This is a genomic window from Pseudomonas sp. BIOMIG1BAC (genome assembly GCF_001705995.2).
GTDB classification, from domain to species: Bacteria; Pseudomonadota; Gammaproteobacteria; order Pseudomonadales; family Pseudomonadaceae; genus Aquipseudomonas; species Aquipseudomonas sessilinigenes.
The window spans coordinates 1,258,240-1,283,927 of sequence record NZ_CP049045.1 but is presented as its reverse complement, the minus strand read 5'-3'; the positions used below and the strand labels follow the sequence as shown (position 1 = coordinate 1,283,927).

The 25,688-nt window shown below is 60.8% G+C and carries 30 protein-coding genes; 13 read left to right on the top strand and 17 right to left on the bottom strand.

The window, feature by feature from the left end:
- Nucleotides 1-76: 76 nt before the first annotated feature.
- Together cysD and ATY02_RS05820 are read right to left on the bottom strand one after the other, a co-directional pair.
- Entirely contained in the window at nt 77-994 is a 918-nt protein-coding gene (cysD, locus tag ATY02_RS05825; RefSeq protein WP_022642340.1) for a sulfate adenylyltransferase subunit CysD, read from the bottom strand.
- Nucleotides 995-1,207: 213 nt separating this feature from the next.
- Nucleotides 1,208-1,966, bottom strand: a complete 759-nt coding sequence (locus ATY02_RS05820; protein ID WP_068584180.1) for a Nif3-like dinuclear metal center hexameric protein — start codon at nt 1,964-1,966, stop codon at nt 1,208-1,210.
- Between the two features lie 103 nt (nt 1,967-2,069).
- Between ATY02_RS05820 and algW the strand changes: the two genes are divergently transcribed.
- The 3 genes from algW (at nt 2,070) to ATY02_RS05805 (ending at nt 6,154) form a co-directional block, all read left to right on the top strand.
- On the top strand, nt 2,070-3,224 hold the full coding sequence (algW, locus tag ATY02_RS05815; RefSeq protein ID WP_068584184.1) for a Do family serine endopeptidase AlgW: 1,155 nt from the start codon (nt 2,070-2,072) through the stop codon (nt 3,222-3,224).
- Between the two features lie 83 nt (nt 3,225-3,307).
- Nucleotides 3,308-5,413: a TonB-dependent siderophore receptor gene (locus ATY02_RS05810; protein WP_068584186.1), complete on the top strand. Its 2,106-nt coding sequence runs from the start codon at nt 3,308-3,310 to the stop codon at nt 5,411-5,413.
- A 12-nt stretch (nt 5,414-5,425) separates the two neighbouring features.
- Entirely contained in the window at nt 5,426-6,154 is a 729-nt protein-coding gene (locus ATY02_RS05805; protein ID WP_068584190.1) for a DUF4198 domain-containing protein, read from the top strand.
- Between the two features lie 89 nt (nt 6,155-6,243).
- Here ATY02_RS05805 and hisC read toward each other — a convergent pair whose 3' ends face one another.
- The 10 genes from hisC to ATY02_RS05755 all read right to left on the bottom strand — a co-directional run bounded on the left by hisC (nt 6,244) and on the right by ATY02_RS05755 (nt 14,227).
- On the bottom strand, nt 6,244-7,296 hold the full coding sequence (gene hisC / locus ATY02_RS05800; protein ID WP_068584193.1) for a histidinol-phosphate transaminase: 1,053 nt from the start codon (nt 7,294-7,296) through the stop codon (nt 6,244-6,246).
- A 2-nt stretch (nt 7,297-7,298) separates the two neighbouring features.
- Nucleotides 7,299-8,627 carry a histidinol dehydrogenase gene (gene hisD, locus ATY02_RS05795; RefSeq protein ID WP_068584196.1) on the bottom strand — a complete coding sequence of 443 codons (1,329 nt, stop codon included), beginning with the start codon at nt 8,625-8,627 and terminating at the stop codon, nt 7,299-7,301.
- 154 nt (nt 8,628-8,781) lie between these two features.
- Nucleotides 8,782-9,417 carry an ATP phosphoribosyltransferase gene (hisG, locus tag ATY02_RS05790; protein ID WP_068584199.1) on the bottom strand — a complete coding sequence of 212 codons (636 nt, stop codon included), beginning with the start codon at nt 9,415-9,417 and terminating at the stop codon, nt 8,782-8,784.
- Between the two features lie 125 nt (nt 9,418-9,542).
- On the bottom strand, nt 9,543-10,808 hold the full coding sequence (gene murA, locus ATY02_RS05785) for a UDP-N-acetylglucosamine 1-carboxyvinyltransferase (protein ID WP_068584203.1): 1,266 nt from the start codon (nt 10,806-10,808) through the stop codon (nt 9,543-9,545).
- A 22-nt stretch (nt 10,809-10,830) separates the two neighbouring features.
- The gene (locus ATY02_RS05780) at nt 10,831-11,070 is read right to left on the bottom strand and encodes a BolA family protein (protein WP_022642333.1); all 240 of its coding nucleotides are present in this window, start codon (nt 11,068-11,070) and stop codon (nt 10,831-10,833) included.
- A 113-nt stretch (nt 11,071-11,183) separates the two neighbouring features.
- A complete protein-coding gene (locus ATY02_RS05775; protein WP_068584206.1) occupies nt 11,184-11,492 on the bottom strand; it encodes an STAS domain-containing protein in 309 nt (102 codons plus the stop codon).
- The gene (locus ATY02_RS05770) at nt 11,489-12,142 is read right to left on the bottom strand and encodes an MlaC/ttg2D family ABC transporter substrate-binding protein (protein WP_068584209.1); all 654 of its coding nucleotides are present in this window, start codon (nt 12,140-12,142) and stop codon (nt 11,489-11,491) included. The genes ATY02_RS05775 and ATY02_RS05770 overlap by 4 nt, the downstream gene beginning before the upstream one ends.
- A gap of 11 nt (nt 12,143-12,153) precedes the next feature.
- Nucleotides 12,154-12,621, bottom strand: a complete 468-nt coding sequence (gene mlaD, locus ATY02_RS05765) for an outer membrane lipid asymmetry maintenance protein MlaD (protein WP_011059277.1) — start codon at nt 12,619-12,621, stop codon at nt 12,154-12,156.
- Nucleotides 12,621-13,418: a lipid asymmetry maintenance ABC transporter permease subunit MlaE gene (mlaE, locus tag ATY02_RS05760; RefSeq protein ID WP_068584211.1), complete on the bottom strand. Its 798-nt coding sequence runs from the start codon at nt 13,416-13,418 to the stop codon at nt 12,621-12,623. Before mlaE ends, mlaD begins: the two co-directional genes overlap by 1 nt.
- Nucleotides 13,418-14,227, bottom strand: a complete 810-nt coding sequence (locus ATY02_RS05755) for an ATP-binding cassette domain-containing protein (RefSeq protein ID WP_068584214.1) — start codon at nt 14,225-14,227, stop codon at nt 13,418-13,420. Before ATY02_RS05755 ends, mlaE begins: the two co-directional genes overlap by 1 nt.
- Before the next feature lie 263 nt (nt 14,228-14,490).
- On the opposite strand from ATY02_RS05755, the gene ATY02_RS05750 reads away from it, so the two are divergent.
- From ATY02_RS05750 to ATY02_RS05705, 10 genes are all read left to right on the top strand, one after another.
- Nucleotides 14,491-15,465 carry a KpsF/GutQ family sugar-phosphate isomerase gene (locus ATY02_RS05750; RefSeq protein ID WP_068584217.1) on the top strand — a complete coding sequence of 325 codons (975 nt, stop codon included), beginning with the start codon at nt 14,491-14,493 and terminating at the stop codon, nt 15,463-15,465.
- On the top strand, nt 15,466-15,990 hold the full coding sequence (locus ATY02_RS05745; RefSeq protein WP_068584220.1) for a KdsC family phosphatase: 525 nt from the start codon (nt 15,466-15,468) through the stop codon (nt 15,988-15,990).
- Between the two features lie 9 nt (nt 15,991-15,999).
- Nucleotides 16,000-16,572: an LPS export ABC transporter periplasmic protein LptC gene (lptC, locus tag ATY02_RS05740; RefSeq protein ID WP_068584223.1), complete on the top strand. Its 573-nt coding sequence runs from the start codon at nt 16,000-16,002 to the stop codon at nt 16,570-16,572.
- Nucleotides 16,559-17,104 carry a lipopolysaccharide transport periplasmic protein LptA gene (lptA, locus tag ATY02_RS05735; protein WP_068584226.1) on the top strand — a complete coding sequence of 182 codons (546 nt, stop codon included), beginning with the start codon at nt 16,559-16,561 and terminating at the stop codon, nt 17,102-17,104. The genes lptC and lptA overlap by 14 nt, the downstream gene beginning before the upstream one ends.
- A complete protein-coding gene (gene lptB / locus ATY02_RS05730) occupies nt 17,104-17,829 on the top strand; it encodes an LPS export ABC transporter ATP-binding protein (protein WP_058436531.1) in 726 nt (241 codons plus the stop codon). Before lptA ends, lptB begins: the two co-directional genes overlap by 1 nt.
- A gap of 182 nt (nt 17,830-18,011) precedes the next feature.
- Nucleotides 18,012-19,505: an RNA polymerase factor sigma-54 gene (locus ATY02_RS05725; protein ID WP_068584229.1), complete on the top strand. Its 1,494-nt coding sequence runs from the start codon at nt 18,012-18,014 to the stop codon at nt 19,503-19,505.
- A 158-nt stretch (nt 19,506-19,663) separates the two neighbouring features.
- Entirely contained in the window at nt 19,664-19,969 is a 306-nt protein-coding gene (gene hpf / locus ATY02_RS05720) for a ribosome hibernation-promoting factor, HPF/YfiA family (protein WP_011059268.1), read from the top strand.
- 12 nt (nt 19,970-19,981) lie between these two features.
- Nucleotides 19,982-20,446 carry a PTS IIA-like nitrogen regulatory protein PtsN gene (gene ptsN / locus ATY02_RS05715; RefSeq protein WP_068584232.1) on the top strand — a complete coding sequence of 155 codons (465 nt, stop codon included), beginning with the start codon at nt 19,982-19,984 and terminating at the stop codon, nt 20,444-20,446.
- 2 nt (nt 20,447-20,448) lie between these two features.
- Nucleotides 20,449-21,306, top strand: coding sequence for an RNase adapter RapZ (gene rapZ, locus ATY02_RS05710; RefSeq protein WP_068584234.1), 858 nt, complete (start codon nt 20,449-20,451; stop codon nt 21,304-21,306).
- Nucleotides 21,307-21,322: 16 nt separating this feature from the next.
- Entirely contained in the window at nt 21,323-21,595 is a 273-nt protein-coding gene (locus tag ATY02_RS05705) for an HPr family phosphocarrier protein (RefSeq protein WP_060837549.1), read from the top strand.
- Between the two features lie 16 nt (nt 21,596-21,611).
- Here the strand turns inward: ATY02_RS05705 and ATY02_RS05700 are convergent, their stop codons facing one another.
- Genes ATY02_RS05700 through ATY02_RS05680 form a run of 5 tightly spaced genes read right to left on the bottom strand, consistent with a single transcriptional unit; the run spans nt 21,612 to nt 25,392 of the window.
- Entirely contained in the window at nt 21,612-22,505 is an 894-nt protein-coding gene (locus ATY02_RS05700) for a ZIP family metal transporter (protein WP_068584238.1), read from the bottom strand.
- Nucleotides 22,506-22,538: 33 nt separating this feature from the next.
- Complete coding sequence (locus tag ATY02_RS05695) at nt 22,539-23,150, bottom strand: superoxide dismutase (protein ID WP_068584241.1); 612 nt, start codon at nt 23,148-23,150, stop codon at nt 22,539-22,541.
- Nucleotide 23,151: 1 nt separating this feature from the next.
- Entirely contained in the window at nt 23,152-23,601 is a 450-nt protein-coding gene (locus ATY02_RS05690) for a hypothetical protein (protein WP_068584242.1), read from the bottom strand.
- 26 nt (nt 23,602-23,627) lie between these two features.
- Nucleotides 23,628-25,004 (bottom strand): class II fumarate hydratase, encoded by a 1,377-nt coding sequence (locus ATY02_RS05685; RefSeq protein ID WP_068584245.1) that lies wholly within the window; start codon nt 25,002-25,004, stop codon nt 23,628-23,630.
- Complete coding sequence (locus ATY02_RS05680; protein WP_068584248.1) at nt 24,997-25,392, bottom strand: FagA protein; 396 nt, start codon at nt 25,390-25,392, stop codon at nt 24,997-24,999. Before ATY02_RS05680 ends, ATY02_RS05685 begins: the two co-directional genes overlap by 8 nt.
- Nucleotides 25,393-25,688 lie beyond the last annotated feature (296 nt).

Genomic DNA, 25,688 nt, shown 5'->3' with positions numbered 1-25,688 from the left:
AACCGGCTGCAAGCAACAAACCACGGCGTTACGCATACCGCCTTTAACTTGCTGCTTGCCGCTTGTAACTCGAAGCTTAAAAGTACCCTTGGCGTTTTTTGTCTTCCATCGAGCCTGCGCCATCGTGGTCGATGACCCGGCCCTGGCGCTCCGACGTACGGGTCAGGAGCATTTCCTGGATGATGTCGGTCAGGGTCTCGGCTTCGGACTCGACCGCGCCCGTCAACGGGTAGCAGCCCAGGGTACGGAAACGCACTTTCTTCTTGACGATGCGCGCCTTCTCCTCATCGCTGAGGTGCTCGAGGATGCGCTCGTCGTCGATCATGATCAGGGTGCCATTCTTCTCGATCACTTCGCGCTCGGCGGCGAAGTACAGTGGCACGATCGGGATACCTTCCAGGTAGATGTATTGCCAGATGTCCAGCTCGGTCCAGTTGGACAGCGGGAACACGCGGATCGACTCGCCCTTGTTGACCTTGCCGTTGTACACGTTCCACAGCTCGGGACGCTGGTTCTTCGGGTCCCAGCGGTGCTTGCTGTCGCGGAACGAGTAGACGCGCTCCTTGGCGCGGGACTTCTCTTCATCGCGGCGAGCCCCGCCGAACGCGGCGTCGAAACCGTGCTTGTCCAGGGCCTGCTTGAGGCCCTCGGTCTTCATGATGTCGGTGTGCTTGGCGCTGCCGTGGGTGAAGGGGTTGATGCCCTGGGCCACGCCATCGGGGTTGACGTGGGTGATCAGGTCCAGGCCCATTTCCTCGACCATGCGATCGCGGAACTTGTACATCTCCTGGAATTTCCACCGGGTATCGACGTGCATCACCGGGAACGGCAGCTTGCCGGGGAAGAACGCCTTGCGGGCCAGATGCAACATCACCGCGGAGTCCTTGCCGATGGAATACAGCATCACCGGATTGTCGAACTCGGCCGCCACCTCGCGGATGATGTGGATGCTTTCCGCCTCCAGCTGTTTCAGATGCGTCAGTTTGTCGACCATGGCTACTCACGAAAGCTTTCTTATGGACGGCCTGCGGGCCGTGTTCGAGCGGGGCATGCTAGCACAGCGACCTGCTTCTAATCAGGGAGCCAACTAGAACGAAACGGTATATGAATATACCCGCCTGTTTGCTGGATTCACGCCCTGCAACAGCGCCCCTGGCTGCGCAAGGACGCTCCTTCGAAGCCCCGGCGCAGCGGCGATGAAGCGCCCTCAGATCGGGTTCGGGCAATCGATGAACAGGTGCTCCAGGGCAAAGCGCCGGGCCAGGTAGTCACCCAGCGCCTGAACGCCATAGCGCTCGGTGGCGTGGTGCCCCGCGGCGATGAAGCTGATGTCGTTTTCCCGGGCACTGTGGAACGTCTGCTCCGAGGCCTCGCCACTCAGGTACAGGTCGACACCGGCCAGTACCGCCTGGTCGATGTAGCCCTGGCCGCCACCGGTACACCAACCGACCCGACGAATCATCTCGCTGCCTTCGATCAGCAGCGGTTCGCGGCCCATCACCTCTTGTACCCGCCGGGCAAAGTCCCGCGGACTCATGGGTTCTTCCAGAGACCCGACCAGACCGACGACCTTGGGATTTTCCGGGGCCAGCGGGCCTTCCACGGTGATATCCAACTGCCGGGCCAGCTGCACGTTGTTACCCACCTCAGGGTGCAGGTCCAGGGGCAGATGGTAGGCCAACAGGCTGATATCGTGCTTGAGCAGGGTTTTCAACCTACGCTGCTTCATACCCGTGACGCAGGGGTCTTCCCCCTTCCAGAAGTAACCGTGGTGCACCAGTACCAGGTCGGCCTTGGCCTCCACCGCGGCATCCAACAGGGCCTGGCTGGCAGTCACGCCGCTGACGATACGCATCACCTGCGGGCGCCCTTCGACCTGCAGGCCATTGGGGCAATAGTCGGCGATTCGCGAACTGCCCAGGTAGCGGTCCGCTTCTTCTACCAGTGTGCTCAGGGCAACGGCCATGAAAGACTCCTAAATATCCCGTCCAGAGGCACGTGCGGCCTCGTATAATGCGCGACATTATGGGGCCGTGCGCAGCCCTTCGTAACCACCCAGGACTTGCCCGATGCTCAAGGCTCTGCGTTTTTTCGGCTGGCCATTACTGGCCGGCGTGCTTATCGCGTTATTGATTATTCAGCGTTACCCGCAATGGGTCGGCCTGCCCAGCCTGGATGTGAATCTGCAACAAGCGCCACAAACCACCAGCACCCAACAGGGGCCGGTGTCCTACGCCGATGCGGTGGTCATCGCTGCCCCTGCGGTGGTCAACCTGTACACCACCAAGGTGATCAATAAACCGGCCCACCCGTTGTTCGAGGACCCGCAGTTCCGGCGTTTCTTCGGTGACAACCTGCCCAAGCAGCAACGCATGGAGTCGAGCCTGGGTTCCGGGGTGATCATGAGCCCCGAAGGCTACCTGCTGACCAACAACCACGTGACGTCCGGCGCCGAGCAAATCGTGGTGGCCCTCAAGGACGGCCGGGAAACCCTGGCTCGGGTCATCGGCAGCGACCCGGAAACCGACCTGGCGGTGCTCAAGATCGACCTGAAGAACCTGCCCTCGATCACTGTCGGTCACTCGGAAAACATCCGCGTCGGCGATGTCGCCCTGGCCATTGGCAACCCGTTCGGGGTGGGCCAGACCGTAACCATGGGCATCATCAGCGCCACTGGCCGCAACCAACTGGGCCTGAACAGTTACGAAGACTTCATCCAGACCGACGCAGCGATCAACCCGGGCAACTCCGGTGGTGCGCTGGTGGACGCCAACGGCAACCTGACCGGTATCAACACCGCGATCTTTTCCAAGTCCGGTGGCTCCCAGGGCATCGGCTTCGCCATCCCGATCAAGCTGGCCATGGAAGTGATGAAATCGATCATCGAACACGGCCAGGTCATCCGTGGCTGGCTGGGCATCGAGGTACAACCCCTGACCCAGGAGCTGGCGGAGTCCTTCGGGCTGGCCGGACGCCCGGGCATCGTGGTGGCGGGCATCTTACGTGATGGCCCGGCGCAAAAGGCCGGCATGCAACTGGGCGACGTAATCCTCAGCATCGATGGCGAACCCGCCGGCGACGGTCGCCGCTCGATGAACCAGGTTGCCCGGATCAAGCCCACCGAGAAGGTGGCGATCCAGGTCATGCGTAATGGCAAGGAGCTCAAGTTGACTGCCGAGATCGGCCTGCGACCGCCCCCCGCGCCCGTCAAGGAAGAGGAATGACGTGAGCCCGGCCATGCCGGGCTAACAATATACATTCTCATTGGTCATGTTATATTGTTTCAATATCGCTATTGGAACAACCCATGACGCCCCGAAGAATCCTCCCCCTGGCAGGCCTGGCCCTGGGCCTGCTGACCGATCCTGTGTACGCCGAAGAACCGCAGCCGGTGGAACTGGAGACTATTCGCATCAGCGGCGAATCAGAATCCGCCACGGGTCCGGTCAAGGGCTACCGGGCCACCCGTTCCGCCAGCGCCACCAAGACCGATACGGCGATTCGCGAAATCCCGCAGTCCATCAGCGTGATCCCTGCCAGCGTGCTCCAGGATCTGGGCAGCAGCAATGTCGAGCGGGCCCTGGACTTCGCCGGCGGCGTGTCGAAGCAGAACAACTTCGGCGGCCTGACCCTGTATGAGTACAGCATCCGCGGCTTCACCACCTCGGAGTTCTACAAGGATGGTTTCAGCGCCAATCGTGGCTACCCCAGCACCCCGGACACGGCTAGCATCGAACGCATCGAAGTACTCAAGGGCCCGGCCGCCAGCCTCTACGGACGCGGCGATCCCGGAGGCATGGTCAACATCGTCACCAAGAAGCCCCAGCCACAGGCCTTCGCCACCCTGCGCACCCGAGCCGGTAGCTGGGATCGCTACCGCACCGAACTGGACCTCAACAGCCCCCTCGACCATCAGGGTGACCTGCTGTCGCGGGTCAACCTGGCGGTGGAGGACAACCACAGCTTCCGAGACCACGTCGACAGTCGCCGGGTATTCGTCGCCCCTTCCCTGAGCTGGCAGTTGAACCCGGACACCAGCCTGCTGGTGGAAAGCGAGTTCGTCCGCCACAGCTCGACCTTCGACCGCGGCATCGTCGCCCCCGGCAACCGCTGGAGTGGCGTATCGCGCTCGACCTTCCTCGGCGAGCCCAGCGACGGCAACATCGACAACCACAACAACATGCTCCAGGCCAGCCTGGAACATCACCTCGACGACAACTGGAAGCTGCGCCTGGCCAGCCACTACAAGGAGGGCAAGCTGTGGGGCTTCGCCTCGGAAACCCGCCCCCTGAATGCCGACCGGCATACCGTTGACCGGCGCTACCGCGAACGCGACAACAACTGGCACGACAGCATCACCCAACTGGAACTGCATGGCCTGTTCGACCTCGGCAGTTGGCAGCACGAACTGCTGCTCGGCAGCGAATACGAAAACTACCGCAAGAACGAGCGAGTCACCGCCATTGCCGGCAGCCCCTACGCCATCGATATCTACAACCCGATCTACGGCCAGGCTAAACCCAACGGCAAACGTTCCGGCACTGACTTTTTCGAGCACGTCGAAAGCCGCGCCCTGAACCTCCAGGACCAGATCATCTTCAGCGAACGCCTGCGCGGCATGCTGGGCGCGCGTTTTGAACATTTCGAGCAACGAATCGACGACCACGCCACCGGCCAGCGCAGCCGCCAGAACCACGATGCCCTGACCCAACGCGCCGGGCTCCTGTATCAACTGACTCCGCAGCTCGGCCTGTTCGCCAACGCCTCCACCTCGTTCAAGCCCAACAACGGCCTGGACGCCGCCGGCAAATCATTCAAGCCAGAAGAAGGCGTCGGATATGAAGTGGGGATCAAGAGCGAACTGTTCGACGAGCGCTTGAGCGCGACCCTCGCAGCTTTCCATATCGATAAGGAGAACGTGCTCGCCCTGGACCCGGGCACCGACTCCAGTCGCGCCATGGGCAAGGCCCGCAGCCAGGGCTTCGACTTGCAATTCAGTGGGCAGTTGACCGACGCCGTACGGGTGATTGGCGCTTATGCGCTGGTCGACGCCGAAGTCACCAAGGGCGACCAGGCAATTCCCGCCGGCAGCCGCATTCTCGGGGTGGCCAAGCACAGTGGCAGCCTGCTGGGGGTCTATGAATTCCAGGACGGTCGCCTCAAGGGCTCGGATATCGGCGCGGCCCTGACCTACGTCGGCGACCGTTCGGGCGAGGCCGGAGGCCGCTTCGAACTTCCCGCCTACCGCACCCTGGACCTGCTGGCCCACTACAAGGCCAGCGACAACCTGACCCTGGGTCTGAACCTGAACAACCTGTTCGACGAGAAGTACTACGAGCGCTCCTACAGCAACTACTGGGTCACCCCGGGAGAGCCACGCAACTTCACCGTCAGCCTGACACTCAACCTGTAGAAGAGAACCGCCATGCAACCTTTGCAAACCATTGCCCTGCTGGGCCTGCTCGGCACTCTGGGGGCCACCCAGGCCGTGGCCCATGGCCTGTGGACCGAACAGCGACGCGGCAACATCGAGGTGGTGTACGGCCACGGCGCCGAGGACGATGCCTTCAAGCCGAGCAAGATCAGCGGCGCCTGGGCCTATGACAGCCAGGGACGGATGATCCCGGTGACGGTGCAGCGCCTTGCCGATCACGCCCGGCTGCAACCGCTCAAGCACCCGGCCGTAATGGCCGTGGCCCTGGACAACGGGCCCTGGTCGCAAACCGCCGACAAACAGTGGGTCAACCAGGGGCGCAGCCAGGTGCCTGGTGCCATCGCCTCGACCCATACCTTCAAGTACAGCCTGGCGATCTATCAGCCTGGAGCGAAGCTGCCCAACCTCGAGCAGCTCAAGCTGGTGATCCTGCCCGAGACCGACCCGCTCCTTGTGGGGCCCGGCAAGAGCCTGCCAGTACGAGTCCTGCTCGACGGCCGACCTGCTGCGGGAGTGAAGCTGGTGGGGGATTACCGCAATGCACCCAATACCCTGAGCACCGAGACCGATGCCCAGGGTCGCGCCCAGGTGTTGGTGCGCAACGAGGGCTTGAATGTGATCGCCGCGCAGGTCGAGGTGCCCCTCAAGGACAACCCCGACGCTGCCTCCCGTGGCCTGTTCAGCTCCCTGACCTTCCTGGGAGAACCGCACCACGAATAAGCGCAGCCGCAGGCTGCAGTGGCAAGCGGCAAGCCTTTAGCTGCAAGGAAGAAGCCCCAGGCACAGGCTCAGGGCTTCCAGCTTGCCGCTTAGAGTTGCCCCAATCCGTCGACCAGGGCCTGGTTCTGCTCCGGCGTGCCGATGCTGATCCGCAGGAACTGGGCGATCCGCTGCTGCTTGAAGTGACGCACGATCACGCCTTGCTCCCGCAGCTTGGCGGCCAGGCCCGCGGCATCGTGTTGCGGGTGGCGGGCAAAGATGAAGTTGGCCGCCGAAGGCAACACCTCGAAGCCCTTGGCCTGCAACTGCGCCACCAGCCATTCGCGACTTTCAATTACCTGCTGGCACGTCTTCTGGAAGTATTCGCGGTCCTCGAAGGCCGCGGCCGCACCGACGATCGCCAGGCGATCCAGGGGGTAGGAGTTGAAGCTGTTCTTGACCCGCTCCAGGGCCTCGATCAGGTCCGGATGCCCTACCGCCAGGCCCACCCGCAACCCCGCCAGGGAACGGGACTTGGACAGGGTCTGGGTCACCAGCAGGTTCGGGTAGCGGTCCACCAGGCTGATGGCCGTCTGGCCGCCGAAGTCGATGTAGGCCTCATCCACGACCACCACCGAATCGGGGCTGGCCTTGAGGATTTGCTCCACCGCCTCCAGGGCCAACAGGCAGCCAGTCGGCGCGTTCGGGTTGGGGAAAATGATGCCGCCATTGGGCTTGGCGTAGTCGGCCACGCGGATCTGGAATTGCTCGTCCAGCGGCACCGCTTCGAAATCGATGCCATACAGGCCGCAATACACCGGATAGAAGCTGTAGCTGATGTCCGGGAACAGCAGCGGCAGGTCCTGTTGCAGCAAGCCATGGAAGATATGCGCCAGGACTTCGTCGGAGCCGTTGCCGAGGAACACCTGGTTGGCCGGCACCCCGTAGTAGCTGGCCACCGCCTGCTTGAGCAGGTCGCTGTTGGGATCGGGGTACAGCCGCAGGTTGTCATTGAGCTCGGCCTGCATCGCGGCCAGGGCCTTGGGCGACGGACCATAGGGGTTTTCGTTGGTGTTGAGCTTGACCAGCTTGGTCAGCTTGGGTTGTTCGCCCGGCACGTAGGGCACCAGGTTCTTGACGAACGGACTCCAGAATTTGCTCATGCTCATTGCCCCTGATCTTGGTCGTCGACGATGCGGTATTCGGCGCTGCGGGCGTGGGCGGTCAGCGACTCGCCACGGGCCAGTACCGAGGCCGTGCGGCCCAGTTCGGATGCGCCCTGCTCGGAACAGAAGATGATCGACGAGCGCTTCTGGAAGTCATACACCCCCAGCGGCGAGGAGAAACGCGCGGTGCCGGAAGTCGGCAGCACGTGGTTCGGGCCGGCGCAGTAGTCGCCCAAGGCTTCCGAAGTGTGGCGCCCCATGAAGATCGCCCCGGCGTGGCGGATCTGCCCCAGCCAGGCTTGCGGGTCGGCCACCGACAACTCCAGGTGCTCGGGAGCGATGCGGTTGGCCACTTCGATGGCTTGCTGCATGTCGCGGACCTGGATCAGTGCGCCCCGGCCATTGATCGAGGTGTTGATGATCTCGGCGCGCTCCATGGTCGGCAGCAGCTTGGCGATGCTTGCAGCTACCCGATCGAGGAACTCGGCATCCGGGCTGACCAGGATCGCCTGGGCATCTTCGTCGTGCTCGGCTTGGGAAAACAGGTCCATGGCGATCCAGTCCGGATCGGTCTGGCCGTCGCACACCACGAGGATCTCCGAGGGACCGGCGATCATGTCGATACCGACCTGGCCGAATACATGACGCTTGGCGGTGGCCACATAGATGTTGCCCGGGCCGACGATCTTGTCCACCTGGGGCACGCTCTGGGTGCCATAGGCCAGCGCGGCGACAGCCTGCGCACCACCAACGGTGAAGACCCGGTCGACCCCAGCAATGCAAGCAGCGGCCAGCACCAGCTCGTTGACCTCGCCACGAGGAGTCGGCACCACCATCACCACCTCGGAGACACCGGCGACTTTCGCCGGGATCGCGTTCATCAGCACCGAGGACGGATACGACGCCTTGCCGCCTGGCACGTACAAGCCGGCGCGGTCCAGGGGCGTGACCTTCTGGCCAAGCACGGTGCCATCGGCCTCGGTGTACTGCCAGGAGTCCTGCTTCTGGCGCTCGTGATAGACACGCACGCGATTGGCGGCCTTTTCCAGGGCCTCGCGCTGTACCGGGGTGATGCGGGTCAGGGCCAGCTCCAGGCGGGCACGATCGAGAATCAGGTCACCGATGACCTTGGCCTCGACGCCATCGAAGCGCTGGGTGAACTCCACCAGCGCCGCGTCACCGCGCTCGCGTACGGCCTTGATGATATCGAGCACACGCTGGTTGACCGCGTCGTCGGACACGCTTTCCCAGCTCAGCAGATGATCCAGATGTCGGGCGAAATCCGCATCGGCAGCGTTGAGTCGGCGAATTGCAGTGGGAGCGGTCATAGCGAAGGCCTCATTGATTGGCGAATGCACAAAAGGACAAGCTTGGTTTTGCATGACTCAGGCGCCGCAAGACTACCAGGCCATCCGCGTGGGCACCTGAGCATTCTGGTTATGACGCGGATAGATGGGCGCGGCTCGGGGCCACGCATGTGAGTCAGCCGCGGTGTCGCGATTCCACTGCCTTGCGCAGGGTATCGATCAGCGTTTGGATACGCGCGTGCTGCATCTTCATGGATGCTTTGTTGACCACCAGGCGGGAGCTGATGGTGGCGATCATTTCCTGGGGTTCCAGGCCGTTGGCCCGCAGGGTGTTGCCGGTATCGACCACGTCAATGATCTTGTCCGCCAGGCCGATCAGCGGGGCCAGCTCCATGGAACCGTAGAGCTTGATGATGTCCACTTGCCGGCCTTGTTCTGCGTAGTAACGCTTGGCCACGTTGACGAACTTGGTGGCAACCCGCAGGCGGCCCTTGGGCTCCTCGGCGCCGATGGCACCGGCGGTCATCAGCTTGCACTTGGCGATCTGCAGATCCAGCGGCTCGTACAGGCCCTGGCTGCCGTACTCCATCAGGACGTCCTTGCCAGCCACGCCGAGGTCGGCAGCGCCATGCTCGACGTAGGTCGGCACATCAGTGGCCCGCACGATCAACAGGCGTACATCTTCCTGGGTCGTGGGAATGATCAGTTTGCGGCTCTTGTCCGGATTCTCGGTTGGCACGATGCCCGCTTCAGCCAGAAGCGGCAGCGTGTCGTCGAGGATACGGCCCTTGGACAGTGCGATGGTCAACATGAGTAACGTAAGTCCTTATGCGGCGACTGATGCCCGGACGCAAATGGCGCCAGACATGCGTCGAGCCTGAAGACAGGCTCGACGTGAAACAAAATCGTGTGGCACCTCCCTGTGCCCTTGGCAGGTTAGCCCGGTACGCGGCGAATCTTCGCGCCCAGCATCTGCAGTTTCTCTTCGATGCACTCGTAGCCACGGTCGATGTGGTAGATGCGATCGATCAGGGTGTCGCCTTCGGCCATCAGGGCCGAGATCACCAGGCTGGCCGAAGCCCGCAGGTCGGTCGCCATCACGGGCGCACCCTTGAGGATTTCAGCGCCGGTGACGATGGCCGTGTTGCCTTCGACCTGGATCTTGGCGCCCATGCGGTGCAACTCGTACACGTGCATGAAACGGTTTTCGAAGATGGTCTCGATCACCGCGCCAGTGCCTTCGGCAATCGCGTTCAGGGAAATGAACTGCGCCTGCATGTCGGTCGGGAACGCCGGGTATGGAGCGGTACGCACGTTGACCGCCTTGGGGCGCTTGCCGTGCATGTCCAGCTCGATCCAGTCGCTACCGGTGGTGATCTCGGCCCCGGCTTCCTTGAGTTTCTCCAGAACGGCCTCAAGGATGGTCGGATCGGTGTCCTTGACCTTGACCCGACCACCGGTGACTGCGGCAGCTACCAGGTAGGTACCGGTCTCGATACGGTCGGGCATGACTTTGTAGATAGCCGAGTGCAGGCGCTCGACGCCATCGATGGTGATGGTGTCGGTGCCGGCACCGGCAATCTTCGCGCCCATGGCGATCAGGAAGTTCGCCAGGTCCACCACTTCAGGTTCGCGAGCGGCGTTCTGCAGTACGCTGCGGCCCTTGGCCAGGGCAGCAGCCATCATGATGTTCTCGGTACCGGTCACGCTCACGGTATCGAAGAAGAAGTTAGCGCCGCGCAGGCCGCCTTCTGGCGCCTTGGCCTTGATGTAGCCACCTTCGACATCGATCTGCGCGCCCATGGCCTCCAGGCCGCGGATGTGCAGGTCCACTGGACGCGAACCAATGGCGCAACCGCCTGGCAGCGCCACTTCGGCTTCACCGAAGCGCGCGACCATAGGGCCCAGCACCAGGATCGAGGCGCGCATGGTCTTGACCAGCTCGTAAGGCGCCACCAGGGTCTTGATGCTGCGCGGGTCGATCTCGACGCTGAGCTTCTCGTCGATCACAGGCTCGATGCCCATGCGACCGAACAGCTCGATCATGGTGGTGATGTCGTGCAGGTGCGGCAGGTTGGCCACGGTAACCGGGCCATCGCACAGCAGGGTTGCCGCCAGGATAGGCAGCGCGGAGTTCTTGGCCCCGGAAATGCGGATCTCGCCATCAAGGCGAGCGCCGCCGGTAATAATCAATTTATCCATAAGAGTCTCGACGCCCTTGGGCTCAGGTGCGCTCGGCCCAGGCCGCGCGGCTGAAAAATTTCATGGTGATCGCGTGGATGCTGCCATTGGCAATCCATGGGTTCAAATGGGCATAGATGCTCTGCTGACGCTTAACCGGGCTCAAGGCCGACAGTTCGTCGCTAATCACGTTCAGCTGAAAGTTGCAGCCTTCGCCCTCAACTTCTACCTGAGTTCCGGGCAGCTTTCCCTCGAGAAAGCTCTTCACTTCGTTGGCCTGCATGCTCAACCTCAATCGGCGCCCTGTGCGCGCGGGTCGGACATCATACAAAAAAGCCCCGCGCCTGCGAACCCCGCATAGCAGGACTCTGACGGGGGGCTTCCATGTTTCTGGAGTCACTGGGGTTGCGCGAGAATCTCGGTAACGCCGGAAACCTCGGCAATCTCCTTCATGCCATCGGGCAATGCACGAATGCTGACATTCTTGCCCAGGCCCTGGGCATCGCGCATGAAGGCCAGCAGCAAGGCCAGGCCGACACTGCTGGAGCGCTGGACCGCCGAGCAATCGAGCACCAAGGCTGGCGCCTTGCTCGACTTGATCAGTGTCTGGCCCTGCTTGCGCAGGCCCGGGCCACTGCGGTAGTCCAGCACGCCGCTGATCAGCAGCTCTCCGGCCTCACCCAAACGTACGCCCGCCTCGCTCATTGCTCGGCCTTTGGCGCAGCGTTATCGGTGGCTTCCTTGGCCTTGGCCACTTCGCCGGCCCAGCCGTCGATGGTCTTGTCCAGGTTGTTGCCGTTGCGCTGCATCGCATCGGCGAACTGATCGCGGAACAGCTTGCCGATATTGATGCCATTGATGATCACGTTACGAATCTTCCATTCGTCGTTGATCTTCTCCAAGGTGTAGGACACCGGGTAGATCGCCCCGTTATTGCCTTTCACCTGCATGTCGACGCTGGTACGGGTGCCGCTTTCATCCTTGGGAGGAGAAATGGTGATGCCCTGGTTGTTGTACTCCAGCAACGCATTGCCATAGAACTGGATCAGGCTGCGCTTGAAGTTCTCCTGGAAGCGCGACATCTGCTCCGGGGTGGCCTTGCGCGAATACTTCACCGTCATGATGCTGCGGGAAATCCCGTCGGCATCCACCGCCGGGCCGACAATGCCGTTCAGGGCGTTATAGAAGTCGGATGGGCTTTGCTTGTACTTCTCTTTATTGGCTGCCAGATCGGCCAACAACCGATTGGTAGTGTCCTGCACCAGGTCATGGGCGGACGTGGGGCTCGCCGCATTTGCCAGCAACGGCAGGGCAGCGAGCAGCACCAACAGGCCACGTCGCAAGATAGAAATCATCGAAAAACTCCTCATTTGGCGTCTTTGCTAACGGTATTGAGCAGGAATTTACCGATCAGGTCCTCCAGCACCAGCGACGACTGGGTGTCGTGGATGGTTCCACCATCCTTGAGCAGGGCCTCTTCCCCACCCACGCTGATACCGATGTATTTCTCACCCAACAGGCCAGCAGTCAGGATAGATGCAGTGGAGTCGGTCGGCAGGTTATCCACGCGCTTTTCCAGTTGCATCGTCACCCGGCCGGTGAAGCTGTCACGGTCCAGATCGATCGCCGTGACCTTGCCGATGGTCACGCCGGCCATGGTCACTTTGGCTCTGACCGTCAAACCGGCGATATTGTCGAAGTAGGCGTAAAGTTTATAGGTATCGGTGCTAGCCGTCGGAGACAGGCCACTGACTCGCAGGGCAAGCAACAGCAAAGCCAGGATGCCAGCCAGCAGGAAAAGGCCGACACCGATTTCCAGGGTGCGGTTTTGCATCAGAAATCTCCAAACATCAAGGCGGTCAGAATAAAGTCCAAGCCGAGTACGGCCAACGAGGCATACACCACGGTCTTGGTAGTGGCACGGCTGATCCCCTCTGAGGTGGGCTCACAGTCGTAGCCTTGGAATACGGCGATCCAGGTCACTACAAATGCAAAGACAATGCTCTTGATCACACCATTGAGCACGTCGCTGCTGAAGTTCACGCTGTTCTGCATGTTCGCCCAGTAGGAACCTTCATAGACCCCCAGCCAGTCGACAGCCACCCACGAACCGCCCCAGATACCCACGACACAAAAGATCATCGCCAACAGCGGCAGGGAAATGAAGCCAGCCCAGAGGCGCGGGGCAATGATGTACTTGAGCGGATCGACACCGATCATCTCCAGGCTGGAGAGTTGCTCGGTGGACTTCATGTTGCCGATTTCGGCCGTCAGCGCCGAACCAGCTCGCCCGGCGAACAGCAACGCAGTCACCACCGGCCCCAGCTCACGCAGCAGGGTCAGGGCAACCATCTGGCCCACCGCCTGCTCCGAACCGTAGCTGGAAAGGATATTGAATCCCTGCAGTGCCAGCACCATGCCGATGAAGATCCCGGACACGACAATGATCACCAGTGACATCACGCCCACTGAATGCAGTTGCTTGACCAGCAGGCCGAATCCGCCGCCGATGCTGCCGCGCCCGAGCAGCGCGTGAAACAGGAACAGGGTGGAACGCCCCAGTACCGCCAGGACATCGATGCCTGAGCGACCGAAGAGACGAACCCTTTCGATTAGCGATATCTTGCGCATCAGCGCTTCCCCAGAAGATCTGCGCGGTAATCCGGCGCTGGAAAATGAAACGGCACGGGACCGTCGGGATCGCCCTTCATAAATTGACGAATACGCGGATTGTCGGAGTCCATGAGCTCGGCAGGAGTTCCCTGGCCCAGTACCTGGCCATCACCCACTACATAGAGGTAGTCGGCGATGCTTGCGGTCTCGGCCAGATCATGGGAAACCACGATACTGGTGATACCCAAGGCATCGTTGAGCAGCCGGATCAGGCGTACCAGCACCCCCATGGCAATAGGGTCCTGGCCCACGAACGGTTCGTCGTACATGAGGATCTGCGGGTCCAGGGCAATGGCGCGAGCCAAGGCGACCCGGCGCTTCATCCCACCCGACAGCTCGTCGGGCATCAGGTCGATGGCTCCTCGCAACCCCACAGCCTGTAGCTTGAGCAGGACGATGTCGCGAATCATTTCGTCAGGCAGCTGGGTATGCACCCGCAGCGGAAAGGCTACGTTTTCGAAGACATCCAGATCAGTGAACAGCGCACCGCTCTGGAACAGGACGCCCATCTGCTTGCGAGCATCGAACAGGTCACTGCGCGAAAGCTTCGGCAGATTCTGGCCGTTGACCCACACTTCACCAGCGCTAGGCCGCAATTGCATGCCCATCAGGCGCAGCAGGGTTGTTTTCCCGCAGCCGGAAGGTCCCATGATGCCGGTGACCTTGCCCCGCGGAATCTGGATATCCACGTTATTGAATATGCTGCGCGTACCGCGCTTGAAGGAAACGCCCTTCAGCTCGACCGCGTAAGCGTTATCGGCACTCATCTAAACTCCTTGCGATGCAACCTAACACTCGGACGCTAGGCTCCCTCCCGGGAGCTCGTGCCTCTGGGCAGGCCGAACTGGCGGCGAACTATATCACTGCTGATGCTTAGCCCCCAAGGCCGAAGCCGTCACCGTTCAGGTCGACGACAGGCAAAATAGTTCGATTCCTGGCAACAGTCGGCAAAGGCTGACGAACTTGCGTGAGGGATTTGTTCATTACCGCTATAATCGCCGCCTTTTCATCGGGCTATACGATTTCAGACATGAGCCAAACCAGCGACCTGATTCAATCAGCACAGCGCACCATCCGCCTCGAAATACAGGCCGTAGAAGGCTTGCTGCCCCATATCGACGCAGATTTCGTGCGCGCCTGCGAGATGATTCTGGCCAGCAAAGGCCGAGTGGTAGTGGTCGGCATGGGTAAGTCCGGACATATCGGCAACAAGATCGCCGCCACCCTGGCCAGTACGGGAACCACGGCTTTTTTTGTCCACCCGGCTGAAGCCAGCCATGGCGACATGGGCATGATTACCCGCGAAGACGTGATCCTGGCCCTCTCCAATTCCGGCTCCACCAATGAAATCGTGACCCTGTTGCCGCTGATCAAGCGCCTGGGCATCCAGTTGATCAGCATCACCGGCAACCCGGACTCACCGCTGGCCAAGGCCGCCGACGTCAATCTCAACGTGCATGTCGAGCAAGAAGCCTGCCCGCTGAACCTGGCCCCCACCTCTTCGACCACCGCCGCCCTGGTCATGGGCGACGCCCTGGCCGTGGCACTGTTGGAGGCCCGCGGCTTCACCGCCGAAGACTTCGCCTTCTCGCACCCCGGTGGCGCCCTGGGACGTCGCCTGCTGCTGAAGGTCGAGAACGTCATGCACGCCGGCGAACAACTGCCTCAGGTCCAGCGTGGCACCCTGCTTCGCGATGCCCTGATGGAGATGAGCCGCAAGGGCTTGGGCATGACCGTCATTGTCGAGGCGGACGGGCGCCTGGCCGGGGTCTTCACTGACGGCGACCTGCGCCGCACCCTGGACCGCAGCATCGATATCCACCACACCACCATAGACGAAGTCATGACCCTCCACGGCAAGACCGCACGTGCCGAGATGCTGGCGGCCGAAGCCCTGAAAATCATGGAAGACAATCGAATCAACGCACTGGTCGTCGTCGACCAGGAGGATCGCCCCATAGGCGCGTTCAACCTGTCCGACCTGTTGCGCGCAGGAGTGATGTAAATGAATGAGAACCTGCTGCAGCGCGGCAAGAACATCAAGCTGGCGGTTTTCGACGTCGACGGCGTGCTGACCGACGGTCGCCTGTACTTCCTCGAGGACGGCAGCGAATTCAAATCCTTCAGTACCCTCGACGGCCAGGGCATCAAGATGCTCATGGCCGCCGGAGTACAAACCGCGATCATCACCGGGCGCAAGACCCCCGTGGTCGAGCGCCGGGCCAAGAACCTGGGAATCCCCCACCTCTACCAGGGCCGCGAAGACAAGCTGGTCGTACTGGACGAGCTTCTTGCACAACTGGGCCTAAGCTATGAAGAGGTCGCCTACCTGGGCGACGACCTGCCCGACCTACCCGTGATCCGTCGTGTCGGCCTGGGCATGGCAGTCGCCAATGCCGCCGCCTTCGTTCGCGAGCACGCCCACGGCATCACCGTGGCCCGCGGCGGCGAAGGAGCGGCTCGCGAATTTTGCGAACTGATCCTGCATGCCCAGGGCCGCCTCGAAGCAGCCAATGCCGCTTATCTATAGAGTCCGCCAATGCTGAGTAAAAAGATTCGCAACATACTGATCTTCGGGACCATTGCCTTGCTATTCGCTGCGGTGGGCTACTGGAATATCAGCCCCGAGCGCTTCCTCGACAAGCCGGTGGTCCAGGTCGATGAAAGCGCCATCGACTATTTCGCGATCAATGCCCACAGCGTGCAGTACCTGCCCGATGGGAAGCTGCAATACGAGATGACCTCGGACAAGGTCGAGCACATCAAGGCCAGCCAGGTAACCCTGCTGACCCAGCCGGACCTGCACATGTACCGTGGCACCGCCTATCCGTGGCACGTCCAGAGCGAACGCGGCGAGGTCAACCCGGATGGCACTCAGGTCGAACTCATCGACTCGGTACGGGTTTCGCGCACTGACGAGAAGAATCGCAACCTGCTGATCACCAGCAGTCGCATGACAGTATTCCCACAGAAGCAATATGCGCAAACCGAGCAAGCCGTTAGAATCGACGGCGCCGACGGCGTGACCACGGCTACGGGAATGAAAGCGTATTTGAAAGACGGCAGGATGGACCTGCTATCGAACGTAAGAGGACAGTATGAGGCTCATTAAAACCCTCCCTATTTTGCTCAGTCTGGGCGCAGCACTGGGAAGCGTGAGCGCCTGGGCTCTGCCGAACGATAGCCAACAGCCGATCCGCATCCAGGCCGACGATGCCCAGCTCGATGACAAGAATGGCGTAGCCACCTATAAAGGCGACGTGATCATCACCCAGGGCTCGATGAAGATTACCGGCAACACCGTGACCATCACCCGGGCCAAGAGTGGTGAAATCGACGTCGTGACCTCGGTGGGCAACCTGGCCTACTTCGAGCAACTGCAGAAGCAGACCGATCCCAAGCCGGTCCAGGCCTACGCCGTGACCATCCAGTACCACGCCCAGCAAAACCGCGTCGTACTGATCGACAAGGCCAAGGTCATCAACGACGGTAATACCACCGAAGGCGAGAAGATCATCTACGACACCGTCAAGCAAGTGGCCAATGCCGGTCGCGCCAACGGCAGCTCGATTACCGCTCCCCGTCCGCGGATCGACATGGTCATCCAGCCGAAAAAGAAAACCGACGAGCAAAAGGCCCAGTAATGGCAACTCTGAAAGCCCAGCACCTGGCCAAGAGCTACAAGAGCCGACAGGTCGTGCGCGACGTCAGCCTGTCCATCGACAGCGGCCAGATCGTCGGCCTCCTTGGCCCCAACGGTGCAGGCAAGACCACCTGTTTCTATATGATCGTCGGCCTGGTCCAGGCCGACCAGGGCCGGGTGCTGATCGACGACCTGGATGTCAGCCATCAGCCCATGCACGGGCGCGCTCGCGCGGGCATCGGCTACCTGCCCCAGGAAGCCTCGATCTTCCGCAAGCTGTCGGTGGCCGACAACATCATGGCTATCCTCGAGACCCGCAAGGAACTCGATAAAGCAGGTCGTCGCCAGGAACTGGAAAGCCTGCTGCAGGAGTTCCACATCAACCATATCCGCGACAACCTCGGCATGAGCCTGTCCGGCGGCGAGCGTCGTCGCGTGGAGATTGCCCGCGCGCTGGCCACCGCACCCAAGTTCATCCTGCTGGACGAACCGTTCGCAGGCGTGGACCCGATCTCCGTCGGCGACATCAAGCAGATCATCCATCACCTCAAAGCCAAGGGCATCGGGGTACTGATCACCGACCACAACGTCCGCGAAACGCTGGACATCTGCGAAACCGCCTACATCGTCAATGACGGGCAACTGATCGCCGAAGGCGATTCTGCGACTATCCTGGCCAATGAGCTGGTCAAGGAAGTCTACCTGGGCCACGAATTCCGCCTGTAAAGGCTGACGTGTTGGGCTAGTAGCCAGGGCGCCGAAAACAGTAAATCCCTACAAAGTTTATTGTTACGACGCTCTAGGCAAACACTTCAGTTTCAGGCATATAATTTGCTTATGTTTGGCGCTTCGGCGCCCTGTAGTGGATGGCGCATGTGCGCCGGCAATTAAGGTGTTAAGCCCCTGCCATGAAACCATCGCTAGTCCTGAGAATGGGCCAGCAGCTGACGATGACACCGCAGCTGCAACAGGCCATCCGCCTGCTCCAATTGTCGACCCTGGACCTGCAACAGGAAATTCAGGAAGCCCTGGAGTCCAACCCGATGCTCGAACGCCAGGAAGATGGCGACGACTTCGACAACAGCGACCCCCTGGCCGACAACACCGAGTCCAAACCCAATACCGAAATCCAGGAACCCTCCTACCAGGAAACCGCCCCGACGGTGGACAGCCTCGAGGATGGCGAATGGAGCGAACGCATTCCCAACGAACTCCCGGTGGATACCGCCTGGGAAGATGTCTACCAGACCAGCGCCAGCAGCCTGCCCAGCAGCGATGATGACGAGTGGGACTTCACCACCCGCACCTCCGCTGGCGAAAGCCTGCAGAGCCACCTGCTCTGGCAACTGAACCTGGCCCCGATGTCGGACACCGACCGCTTGATCGCGGTGACCCTGATCGACAGCATCAACGACCAGGGCTACCTCGACGAGACCCTTGAAGAAGTCCTCGAGGCCTTCGACCCCGAACTGGATATCGAGCTGGACGAAATCGAAGCAGTCCTGCATCGCATCCAGCAATTCGAACCCGCCGGCATCGGTGCTCGCAACCTGGGTGAATGCCTGCTGTTGCAACTGCGCCAGCTACCGACCAAGACGCCTTGGCTGAGCGAAGCTCAGCGCCTGGTCAGCGACTACATAGACCTGCTGGGCAGCCGCGATTACAGCCAACTGATGCGGCGCATGAAGCTCAAGGAAGACGAACTGCGCCAGGTCATCGAACTGGTGCAAAGCCTCAACCCGCGCCCGGGCTCGCAGATCGAATCCAGCGAAGCCGAGTACGTGGTCCCGGACGTCATTGTGCGCAAGGACAACGAACGCTGGCTGGTGGAGCTGAACCAGGAGTCGGTACCACGCCTGCGAGTCAATGCCCAATATGCGGGCTTTGTACGTCGTGCCGACACCAGCGCAGACAACACCTTCATGCGCAATCAGCTGCAGGAGGCCCGCTGGTTCATCAAGAGCCTGCAAAGTCGCAACGAAACCCTGATGAAAGTCGCCACCCAGATCGTCGAGCATCAGCGCGGCTTTCTCGAGTATGGCGACGAGGCGATGAAGCCCCTGGTCCTGCATGACATCGCCGAAGCGGTGGGCATGCACGAATCGACGATTTCCCGGGTCACTACGCAGAAATTCATGCACACCCCACGGGGTATATATGAACTGAAATACTTTTTCTCCAGCCACGTCAGCACCTCGGAAGGCGGTGAATGCTCATCCACCGCGATCCGCGCAATCATCAAAAAACTGGTGGCGGCGGAAAATCAGAAAAAGCCGTTGAGTGACAGCAAGATCGCTGGTTTACTGGAGGCACAAGGTATTCAGGTAGCCCGCCGTACCGTCGCCAAGTACCGCGAATCCCTTGGGATCGCGCCTTCTAGCGAACGTAAGCGGCTGATGTAGCCGTAGGGCTGGCCACAGCGTTTCGGAGTGTGTCTGAATGCTCGCCAAACGGCGACCAGGCAAACCGCCTGATCGATGCGCAGCAGGCTTCAGACACGGTCCAGGTGGCAGGCAAAATGGCCTGCCGCGTCATGCACTGGCAACGAAGGAGAAGCTGTATGCAAGTCAACATCAGTGGACACCAACTCGAAGTGACTGAACCTCTGCGCGTCTACATCGGCGAAAAACTCGACCGACTGGAACGCCATTTTGACAAGATTACCAATGTGCAGGTCACCATGGCCGTCGAGAAGCTGAAGCAGAAGATCGAGGCTACGCTGCACATTCACGGTGGGGAGGTCGTCGCCAATGCAGAACATGACGATATGTATGCCGCAATCGACCTGCTCACGGACAAGCTTGACCGCCAACTGAAAAAGCACAAGGAAAAGCAACTCCACCTTCTCCAAGGCACGGGTCGCTGATACTCCCCTCCCATGATCCGACTTGAAAGCATCCTGACCCCCGGCCGTTCCCTGGTGAACGTGCCGGGAGGCAGTAAAAAACGCGCCCTCGAACAAATTGCCAACCTGATCAGCCGTGAAGTGCCCGATCTGGAGATGCAGGATGTCTTCGAGAGCCTGATTGCCCGCGAAAAACTCGGCTCCACCGGTTTTGGCAACGGCATCGCCATTCCTCACTGCCGCCTAAAGGGTTGCGAATCGCCCATCAGCGCACTGATGCACCTGGACGCTCCGATCGACTTCGACGCCATCGATGGCGCTCCGGTGGACCTGCTGTTCGTTCTGCTGGTCCCGGAAGCTGCGACCGATGCGCACCTGGAACTGCTTCGGCAGATCGCCAGCATGCTCGATCGCAAGGAAGTTCGTGACCGGTTGCGCAGTGCTACCAGCAACGAAGCCTTGTATCAGGTCGTCCTGGACGAGCAAAACAGGCAGTAACCATGCGCTTGATCATCGTCAGCGGCCGTTCCGGCTCAGGCAAAAGCACCGCCCTCGATGTTCTTGAGGACCACGGCTACTACTGCATCGACAACCTGCCCGCCGGCCTGCTCCCAGAGTTGGCCGAACGTGCCTTGATCCACACCGAGCTGGCCCAGCCGTTGGTCGCGGTCTCCATCGATGCCCGCAACTTGCCCAGCCATCTGTCACGTTTCCCCGAGTTGCTCGAGGAAGTGCGCAGTCGGCATATCCAGTGTGATGTGCTCTATCTGGATGCCGACGAAGAAACCCTGCTCAAGCGCTTCTCGGAAACCCGACGCCGCCATCCACTCAGCAGCGCCAACCGTTCCCTGGCCGAGGCCATTCGCGACGAGACCCATCTGCTGGGCCCCATCGTCGACCTGGCCGACCTCAAGGTCAACACAACCAACCTGAACCTCTATCAACTGCGCGACACCATCAAGCTGCGGCTGTTGAACCAGCCAGAACCCGGCACCGCCTTTCTGGTGGAGTCCTTCGGTTTCAAGCGTGGCATGCCCGTGGATGCCGACCTGGTGTTCGACGTGCGCTGCCTGCCCAACCCGTACTGGAAACCCGAGCTGCGCGCCCAATCAGGGCTGGATGCCCCCGTAGCCGAGTACCTGGCCGCCCAACCTGATGTCGAGGAGATGTTCCAGGATATCTCCAGCTACTTGCTCAAATGGCTGCCACGATTTGCCGCCAGCAACCGTGCCTATGTGACCATTGCCATCGGCTGCACCGGTGGGCACCACCGCTCCGTCTACCTGACGGAGCGCCTGGGCCAGGTCCTGCAAAAATCCCTGAAGAACGTCCAGGTTCGCCACCGCGACCTTAGCTGAAAGGACCTACCCCGCGATGCCAGCTTTGGAAATCGAGATCATCAACAAACTGGGCCTGCATGCCCGTGCCTCGGCCAAGTTCGTCGGCGTGGCCGGCCAGTTCCCCTGCCAGATCCGCGCCGGTAGAACGCCTGAGAGCATGGTCGATGGCAAGAGCATCATGGCCATGATGATGCTCGCCGCCGGCAAGGGCACCAAGATTCATCTCAAGACCGAAGGTGAGCAAGAGCAGGAAGCACTGGACGCACTGGTAGCCCTGATCAACAACTACTTTGACGAAGGCGAATGACGTCTTCGTACGGCACTCAAGAGAGCGCCGTATCCATCACCATCATCAGGCAGAAGCCGATACACAAGCCGAGACTGGCCAGTTTTTCGTGACCGTTGCGTCGGGACTCGGGAATCACCTCATGAGTCACCACCAGCAACATGGCACCAGCGGCCAGTGCCAGCCCCAAGGGTAGAAGCAACTCCGCCAGGCTCACCAGCCACGCACAGAGCAACGCGAATACGGGCTCTACCAGGCCTGAGGCAGCGCCGATCAAGAACGCCTTGGCGCGCGACATTCCTGCCCCTGCCAACACCAGGGCAATAACCAAGCCTTCCGGCACATCCTGCAAGGCGATGCCCATGGCCAGGCTATCCGCATCCGGCATGCCTCCACCGGCCGACACCCCCACCGCCATGCCTTCAGGAATGTTATGGGCAATGATGGCAAAGACAAACAACCAGATACGTGGGGCAATCACTGGATGCTCAGGTGTCCCAACTAGAGTTTCCGGGTTGCCGCCGGACACCTTGAGGTCCACGAGAAACAGGCCAAAAGCCCCGAGCATGATACCCACGCAGACCAGGCCGCTAGCTCCCCAGGCGGACAGCCCCAATCCCTGTGCCGCAGCAATGCCCGGTACGATCAACGAGAATGCCGTTGCGGCCAACATCACCCCAGCCCCAAAACCCAGCAAGGTGTCGCCTACGGCGATGGGCATCTTGCGAATCACTAACACCGGAACGGCCCCCAGCGCCGTACCCAGCGCGCAGATCGAGCCGCCCTGCAAGGCTCGCAGCAGCCTGGGCTCCAGGTTCAACCAGCTCAATCCTTGAGCCACCAGCAACGCGGTGCCCGCCAATAACAGGAGCGAACCGAAGGCGTAGCGAAACATTCGCCCACTGCTGATCGCCAATGTCTCAGTGCCCATAGTCGGCCTTATTGATTGTTTTCCAAGGAGGGATCAGGCCACCGCTGCCTGATAGCGCAGGGCGACTTCCGGCCAATTGATGACGTTATAGAACGCATTGATGTATTCCGGCCGACGGTTCTGATAACGCAGGTAATAGGCGTGCTCCCAGACGTCCAGGCCAAGAATTGGCGTATTACCCTTCATCAGGGGACTGTCCTGGTTGCCACTGCTCTCGACCACCAGTGTTTTCTCAGGCGTCACGCTGAGCCAGGCCCAGCCACTACCAAAGCGAGTCAGTGCGGCCTTGGTGAAGGCCTCCTTGAAACGCTCGAAACCACCGATATCCTGTTCGATCGCTTGCGCCAGCGCGCCACCGGGCTTGCCGCCTCCCGTCGGGGTCATGACCGCCCAAAATAGCGAATGGTTGGCATGCCCTCCTCCCTGATTGACCACTGCGGCCTGCAGTTGCTCTGGCAGCTGCTGGACACTGGCCACCAGCTTCTCCACTTCCCACTCGGCCCACTCAGTACCTTCCACCGCAGCGTTGAGATTGTTGATATAGGTCTGGTGGTGCTTGGTGTAGTGAATCTCCATGGTTTGCGCATCGATGTGCGGCTCCAGGGCATCGTAGGCATAAGGCAAGGCAGGCAAGGTAAAGGACATATCAGTGCACTCCATAAGAGGGGCTGCCGGGAAGCGAGCCATCGCACGACAGGCGCACGATGCTGCTCTCCAGCAAACGGTGGGAACGTGGGTATTCGCCGTGCTCACCAATGAAATTGAGCAGCTCGACATAGGTCTTGCTGCTTTGGCGCAGGGCAGCCTCGCGCAACATCAGGGGTAACCGGCCGTCCTGCATCGTCTGCAACAGACGCTGGTGGATCGCACAGAGGTATTCCGCGCTTTCCTCCGGCTGGTTCAACTGCAAATGCAAGTCCGCCAGGTTGTGATGGGAAATCACACAGGCCGCCACTGCTTCGTCGGCATTGGGCCAGCGCTCGAACAACACCTGGGCCAAGGCCAGCGCCTGCAGATAGCACTCACGGGCATCGACCAGCTCGCCCTGCATGAACAGGCGATTGGCCCTTTCGATCGTGCGTTTCCAATGTTCCATGGTGAGCCTCCAGAGCAATAAGGGGGTTACACGCCACCCGCCGTAAGCTTCTCCGGGTCCAGCAGGACTTCAAGCTGGCTGCGGGGCAGGTCGGTATGCTCAAGCGCAACGTCTATCACCGGGCGCCCCTGCTTGTAGGCGGTCTTGGCGATTTCCGCTGCCTTCTGGTAACCAATGATCGGGTTCAAGGCCGTCACCAGGATCGGATTGCGCGACAGTGCTTCCTTGAGCTTGGGTTCGTTGACCTTGAAACTGGCAATCGCCTTGTCCGCCAGCAGGCGGCTGGAGTTGGCCAGCAACTCGATGCTGCTCAGCAGGTTCTGGGCAATGATCGGCAACATCACATTGAGCTCGAAGTTGCCCGACTGCCCTGCCACCGTGATGGTGCTGTCGTTGCCAATGACCTGGGCCGCCACCATCGCCGTGGCTTCCGGGATCACCGGGTTGACCTTGCCTGGCATGATCGACGAGCCCGGCTGCAACCCTTCCAGCTCGATTTCCCCCAACCCGGCCAATGGCCCCGAGTTCATCCAGCGCAAATCGTTGGCGATCTTCATCAACGATACCGCCGTAGCCTTGAGCTGCCCGGAGACAGTCACCGCAGTGTCCTGGGAGCCAATCAGGGCGAACAGGTTCTTGCCCGGAGTGAATTGCACCTGGGTGAGCTTGCTCAACTGCTGACTGAAGCGCCCGGCGAACTCCGGATGCGCATTGATCCCGGTACCTACCGCCGTGCCGCCCTGGGCAAGAGACTGCAGGCTCGGCAGCAAGTCCTGCAGGTGCGCGATATTGGCCTTGAGCTGCTGCGCCCAGCCCTCAAGGACCTGGCTCATGCGCACAGGCATGGCATCCATCAGGTGAGTACGCCCTGTCTTGATAAAGGGGTGCACCTGCAGCGCCTTGTGCTCGATGACCTCCACCAGATGCACCAACGCTGGCAACAACTGCTCATGCAGGGTCAACGCAGCACTGACATGGATGGTGGTGGGAATGATGTCGTTACTGCTCTGGCCACAATTGACATGGTCATTGGGGTTGACTGCCTCACCCAGCAGGCGACTGGCCAGGGTTGCCAGCACTTCGTTGGCGTTCATATTGGAGCTGGTGCCGGACCCGGTCTGGAAGATATCCACCGGGAAGTGCTGCATGAAGTCCCCCTCCAGCAACCCTTGGGCGGCATCGACGATGGCCTTGCCCTGGGACTCGCTGAGCTGCCCGAGTTCGACGTTGGCCTTCGCCGCGGCAGCCTTGGCCAGGATCAGCGCCCGGATGAAGGCCGCCGGCATCCGTTGCCCACTGATGGGAAAGTTATCCACTGCACGCTGGGTCTGTGCGCCATACAGCGCCTGCTCCGGGACCTGCAATTCTCCCATGCTGTCGCGTTCGATACGGGTATTACTCATCGGGAAATCCTTGCACCAGTTCAATCAGAGGAATGGAAGGCAACAGCGAACACGTCGCCAATCGCCAGGCATGGCTTTGCCAACGCTCAAGTCGGCACTTGCACAGCGACAAACGCTCCATATCGCGCAGCGGACGCCAGGCCTGGTCCAGGCACAGGCTGCGCCAATGCCAGGGCAACGCGGTATCGGTAGCGGTATCGATCAATAAACGGAAGGAGGTTTCGGCAACGGTCCAGGCGGACATGGCAGTGCAACAGGCCAGGTATCGTCCCTCGGCCAGGTAATGCTCGATCAGACGCGGTTCGTCGGGATCCAGTGCGCAGCGGATCTGGCGGCTCATCCAGCGCCAGCTTTCAAGGTACGGCTGCTCGTGCAAGGCAGTGCTCATGACCTGGGCCCATTGAATAATGATTTTCATTATTAAATGATATTGAGAATCAACGCAATCTGGCTGTACGAATTTTGTCCATGTTTGCAACCGCCACCCTCGTGATTGGCCTGGCGGCTGAAGCCCCTCGATTCATGCCGCCACGCTGAGCCCTACACCCCTCCCATCCCATCCCATCCCATCCCAACATCCTGCAGCAGAGCACGCAGCCGAACAGACCACCGATTCAATGCCTGCGTCAGGACACCCACACCAACGACGTTATTCAGAGCAGGGGCTAGAGGCTTATCAAGGCA

What these genes read in the sequence shown, in the direction of transcription:
- ATY02_RS05805 (WP_068584190.1), top strand. Translation starts at nt 5,426, where the DNA reads ATGCAACCTTTGCAAACCATTGCCCTGCTGGGCCTGCTCGGCACTCTG.
- ATY02_RS05700 (WP_068584238.1), bottom strand. Translation starts at nt 22,505, where the DNA reads ATGGGCACTGAGACATTGGCGATCAGCAGTGGGCGAATGTTTCGCTAC.
- ATY02_RS05820 (WP_068584180.1), bottom strand. Translation starts at nt 1,966, where the DNA reads ATGGCCGTTGCCCTGAGCACACTGGTAGAAGAAGCGGACCGCTACCTG.
- ATY02_RS05705 (WP_060837549.1), top strand. Translation starts at nt 21,323, where the DNA reads ATGCCAGCTTTGGAAATCGAGATCATCAACAAACTGGGCCTGCATGCC.
- hisC (WP_068584193.1), bottom strand. Translation starts at nt 7,296, where the DNA reads ATGAGCAAATTCTGGAGTCCGTTCGTCAAGAACCTGGTGCCCTACGTG.
- ATY02_RS05775 (WP_068584206.1), bottom strand. Translation starts at nt 11,492, where the DNA reads ATGAGCGAGGCGGGCGTACGTTTGGGTGAGGCCGGAGAGCTGCTGATC.
- mlaD (WP_011059277.1), bottom strand. Translation starts at nt 12,621, where the DNA reads ATGCAAAACCGCACCCTGGAAATCGGTGTCGGCCTTTTCCTGCTGGCT.
- lptC (WP_068584223.1), top strand. Translation starts at nt 16,000, where the DNA reads ATGCTGAGTAAAAAGATTCGCAACATACTGATCTTCGGGACCATTGCC.
- ATY02_RS05725 (WP_068584229.1), top strand. Translation starts at nt 18,012, where the DNA reads ATGAAACCATCGCTAGTCCTGAGAATGGGCCAGCAGCTGACGATGACA.
- ATY02_RS05685 (WP_068584245.1), bottom strand. Translation starts at nt 25,004, where the DNA reads ATGAGTAATACCCGTATCGAACGCGACAGCATGGGAGAATTGCAGGTC.
- ATY02_RS05810 (WP_068584186.1), top strand. Translation starts at nt 3,308, where the DNA reads ATGACGCCCCGAAGAATCCTCCCCCTGGCAGGCCTGGCCCTGGGCCTG.
- ATY02_RS05695 (WP_068584241.1), bottom strand. Translation starts at nt 23,150, where the DNA reads ATGTCCTTTACCTTGCCTGCCTTGCCTTATGCCTACGATGCCCTGGAG.
- ATY02_RS05770 (WP_068584209.1), bottom strand. Translation starts at nt 12,142, where the DNA reads ATGATTTCTATCTTGCGACGTGGCCTGTTGGTGCTGCTCGCTGCCCTG.
- hpf (WP_011059268.1), top strand. Translation starts at nt 19,664, where the DNA reads ATGCAAGTCAACATCAGTGGACACCAACTCGAAGTGACTGAACCTCTG.
- ATY02_RS05680 (WP_068584248.1), bottom strand. Translation starts at nt 25,392, where the DNA reads ATGAGCACTGCCTTGCACGAGCAGCCGTACCTTGAAAGCTGGCGCTGG.
- algW (WP_068584184.1), top strand. Translation starts at nt 2,070, where the DNA reads ATGCTCAAGGCTCTGCGTTTTTTCGGCTGGCCATTACTGGCCGGCGTG.
- lptA (WP_068584226.1), top strand. Translation starts at nt 16,559, where the DNA reads ATGAGGCTCATTAAAACCCTCCCTATTTTGCTCAGTCTGGGCGCAGCA.
- hisG (WP_068584199.1), bottom strand. Translation starts at nt 9,417, where the DNA reads ATGTTGACCATCGCACTGTCCAAGGGCCGTATCCTCGACGACACGCTG.
- murA (WP_068584203.1), bottom strand. Translation starts at nt 10,808, where the DNA reads ATGGATAAATTGATTATTACCGGCGGCGCTCGCCTTGATGGCGAGATC.
- lptB (WP_058436531.1), top strand. Translation starts at nt 17,104, where the DNA reads ATGGCAACTCTGAAAGCCCAGCACCTGGCCAAGAGCTACAAGAGCCGA.
- ATY02_RS05780 (WP_022642333.1), bottom strand. Translation starts at nt 11,070, where the DNA reads ATGCAGGCCAACGAAGTGAAGAGCTTTCTCGAGGGAAAGCTGCCCGGA.
- ATY02_RS05690 (WP_068584242.1), bottom strand. Translation starts at nt 23,601, where the DNA reads ATGGAACATTGGAAACGCACGATCGAAAGGGCCAATCGCCTGTTCATG.
- ATY02_RS05745 (WP_068584220.1), top strand. Translation starts at nt 15,466, where the DNA reads ATGAATGAGAACCTGCTGCAGCGCGGCAAGAACATCAAGCTGGCGGTT.
- ATY02_RS05755 (WP_068584214.1), bottom strand. Translation starts at nt 14,227, where the DNA reads ATGAGTGCCGATAACGCTTACGCGGTCGAGCTGAAGGGCGTTTCCTTC.
- cysD (WP_022642340.1), bottom strand. Translation starts at nt 994, where the DNA reads ATGGTCGACAAACTGACGCATCTGAAACAGCTGGAGGCGGAAAGCATC.
- ptsN (WP_068584232.1), top strand. Translation starts at nt 19,982, where the DNA reads ATGATCCGACTTGAAAGCATCCTGACCCCCGGCCGTTCCCTGGTGAAC.
- ATY02_RS05750 (WP_068584217.1), top strand. Translation starts at nt 14,491, where the DNA reads ATGAGCCAAACCAGCGACCTGATTCAATCAGCACAGCGCACCATCCGC.
- mlaE (WP_068584211.1), bottom strand. Translation starts at nt 13,418, where the DNA reads ATGCGCAAGATATCGCTAATCGAAAGGGTTCGTCTCTTCGGTCGCTCA.
- hisD (WP_068584196.1), bottom strand. Translation starts at nt 8,627, where the DNA reads ATGACCGCTCCCACTGCAATTCGCCGACTCAACGCTGCCGATGCGGAT.
- rapZ (WP_068584234.1), top strand. Translation starts at nt 20,449, where the DNA reads ATGCGCTTGATCATCGTCAGCGGCCGTTCCGGCTCAGGCAAAAGCACC.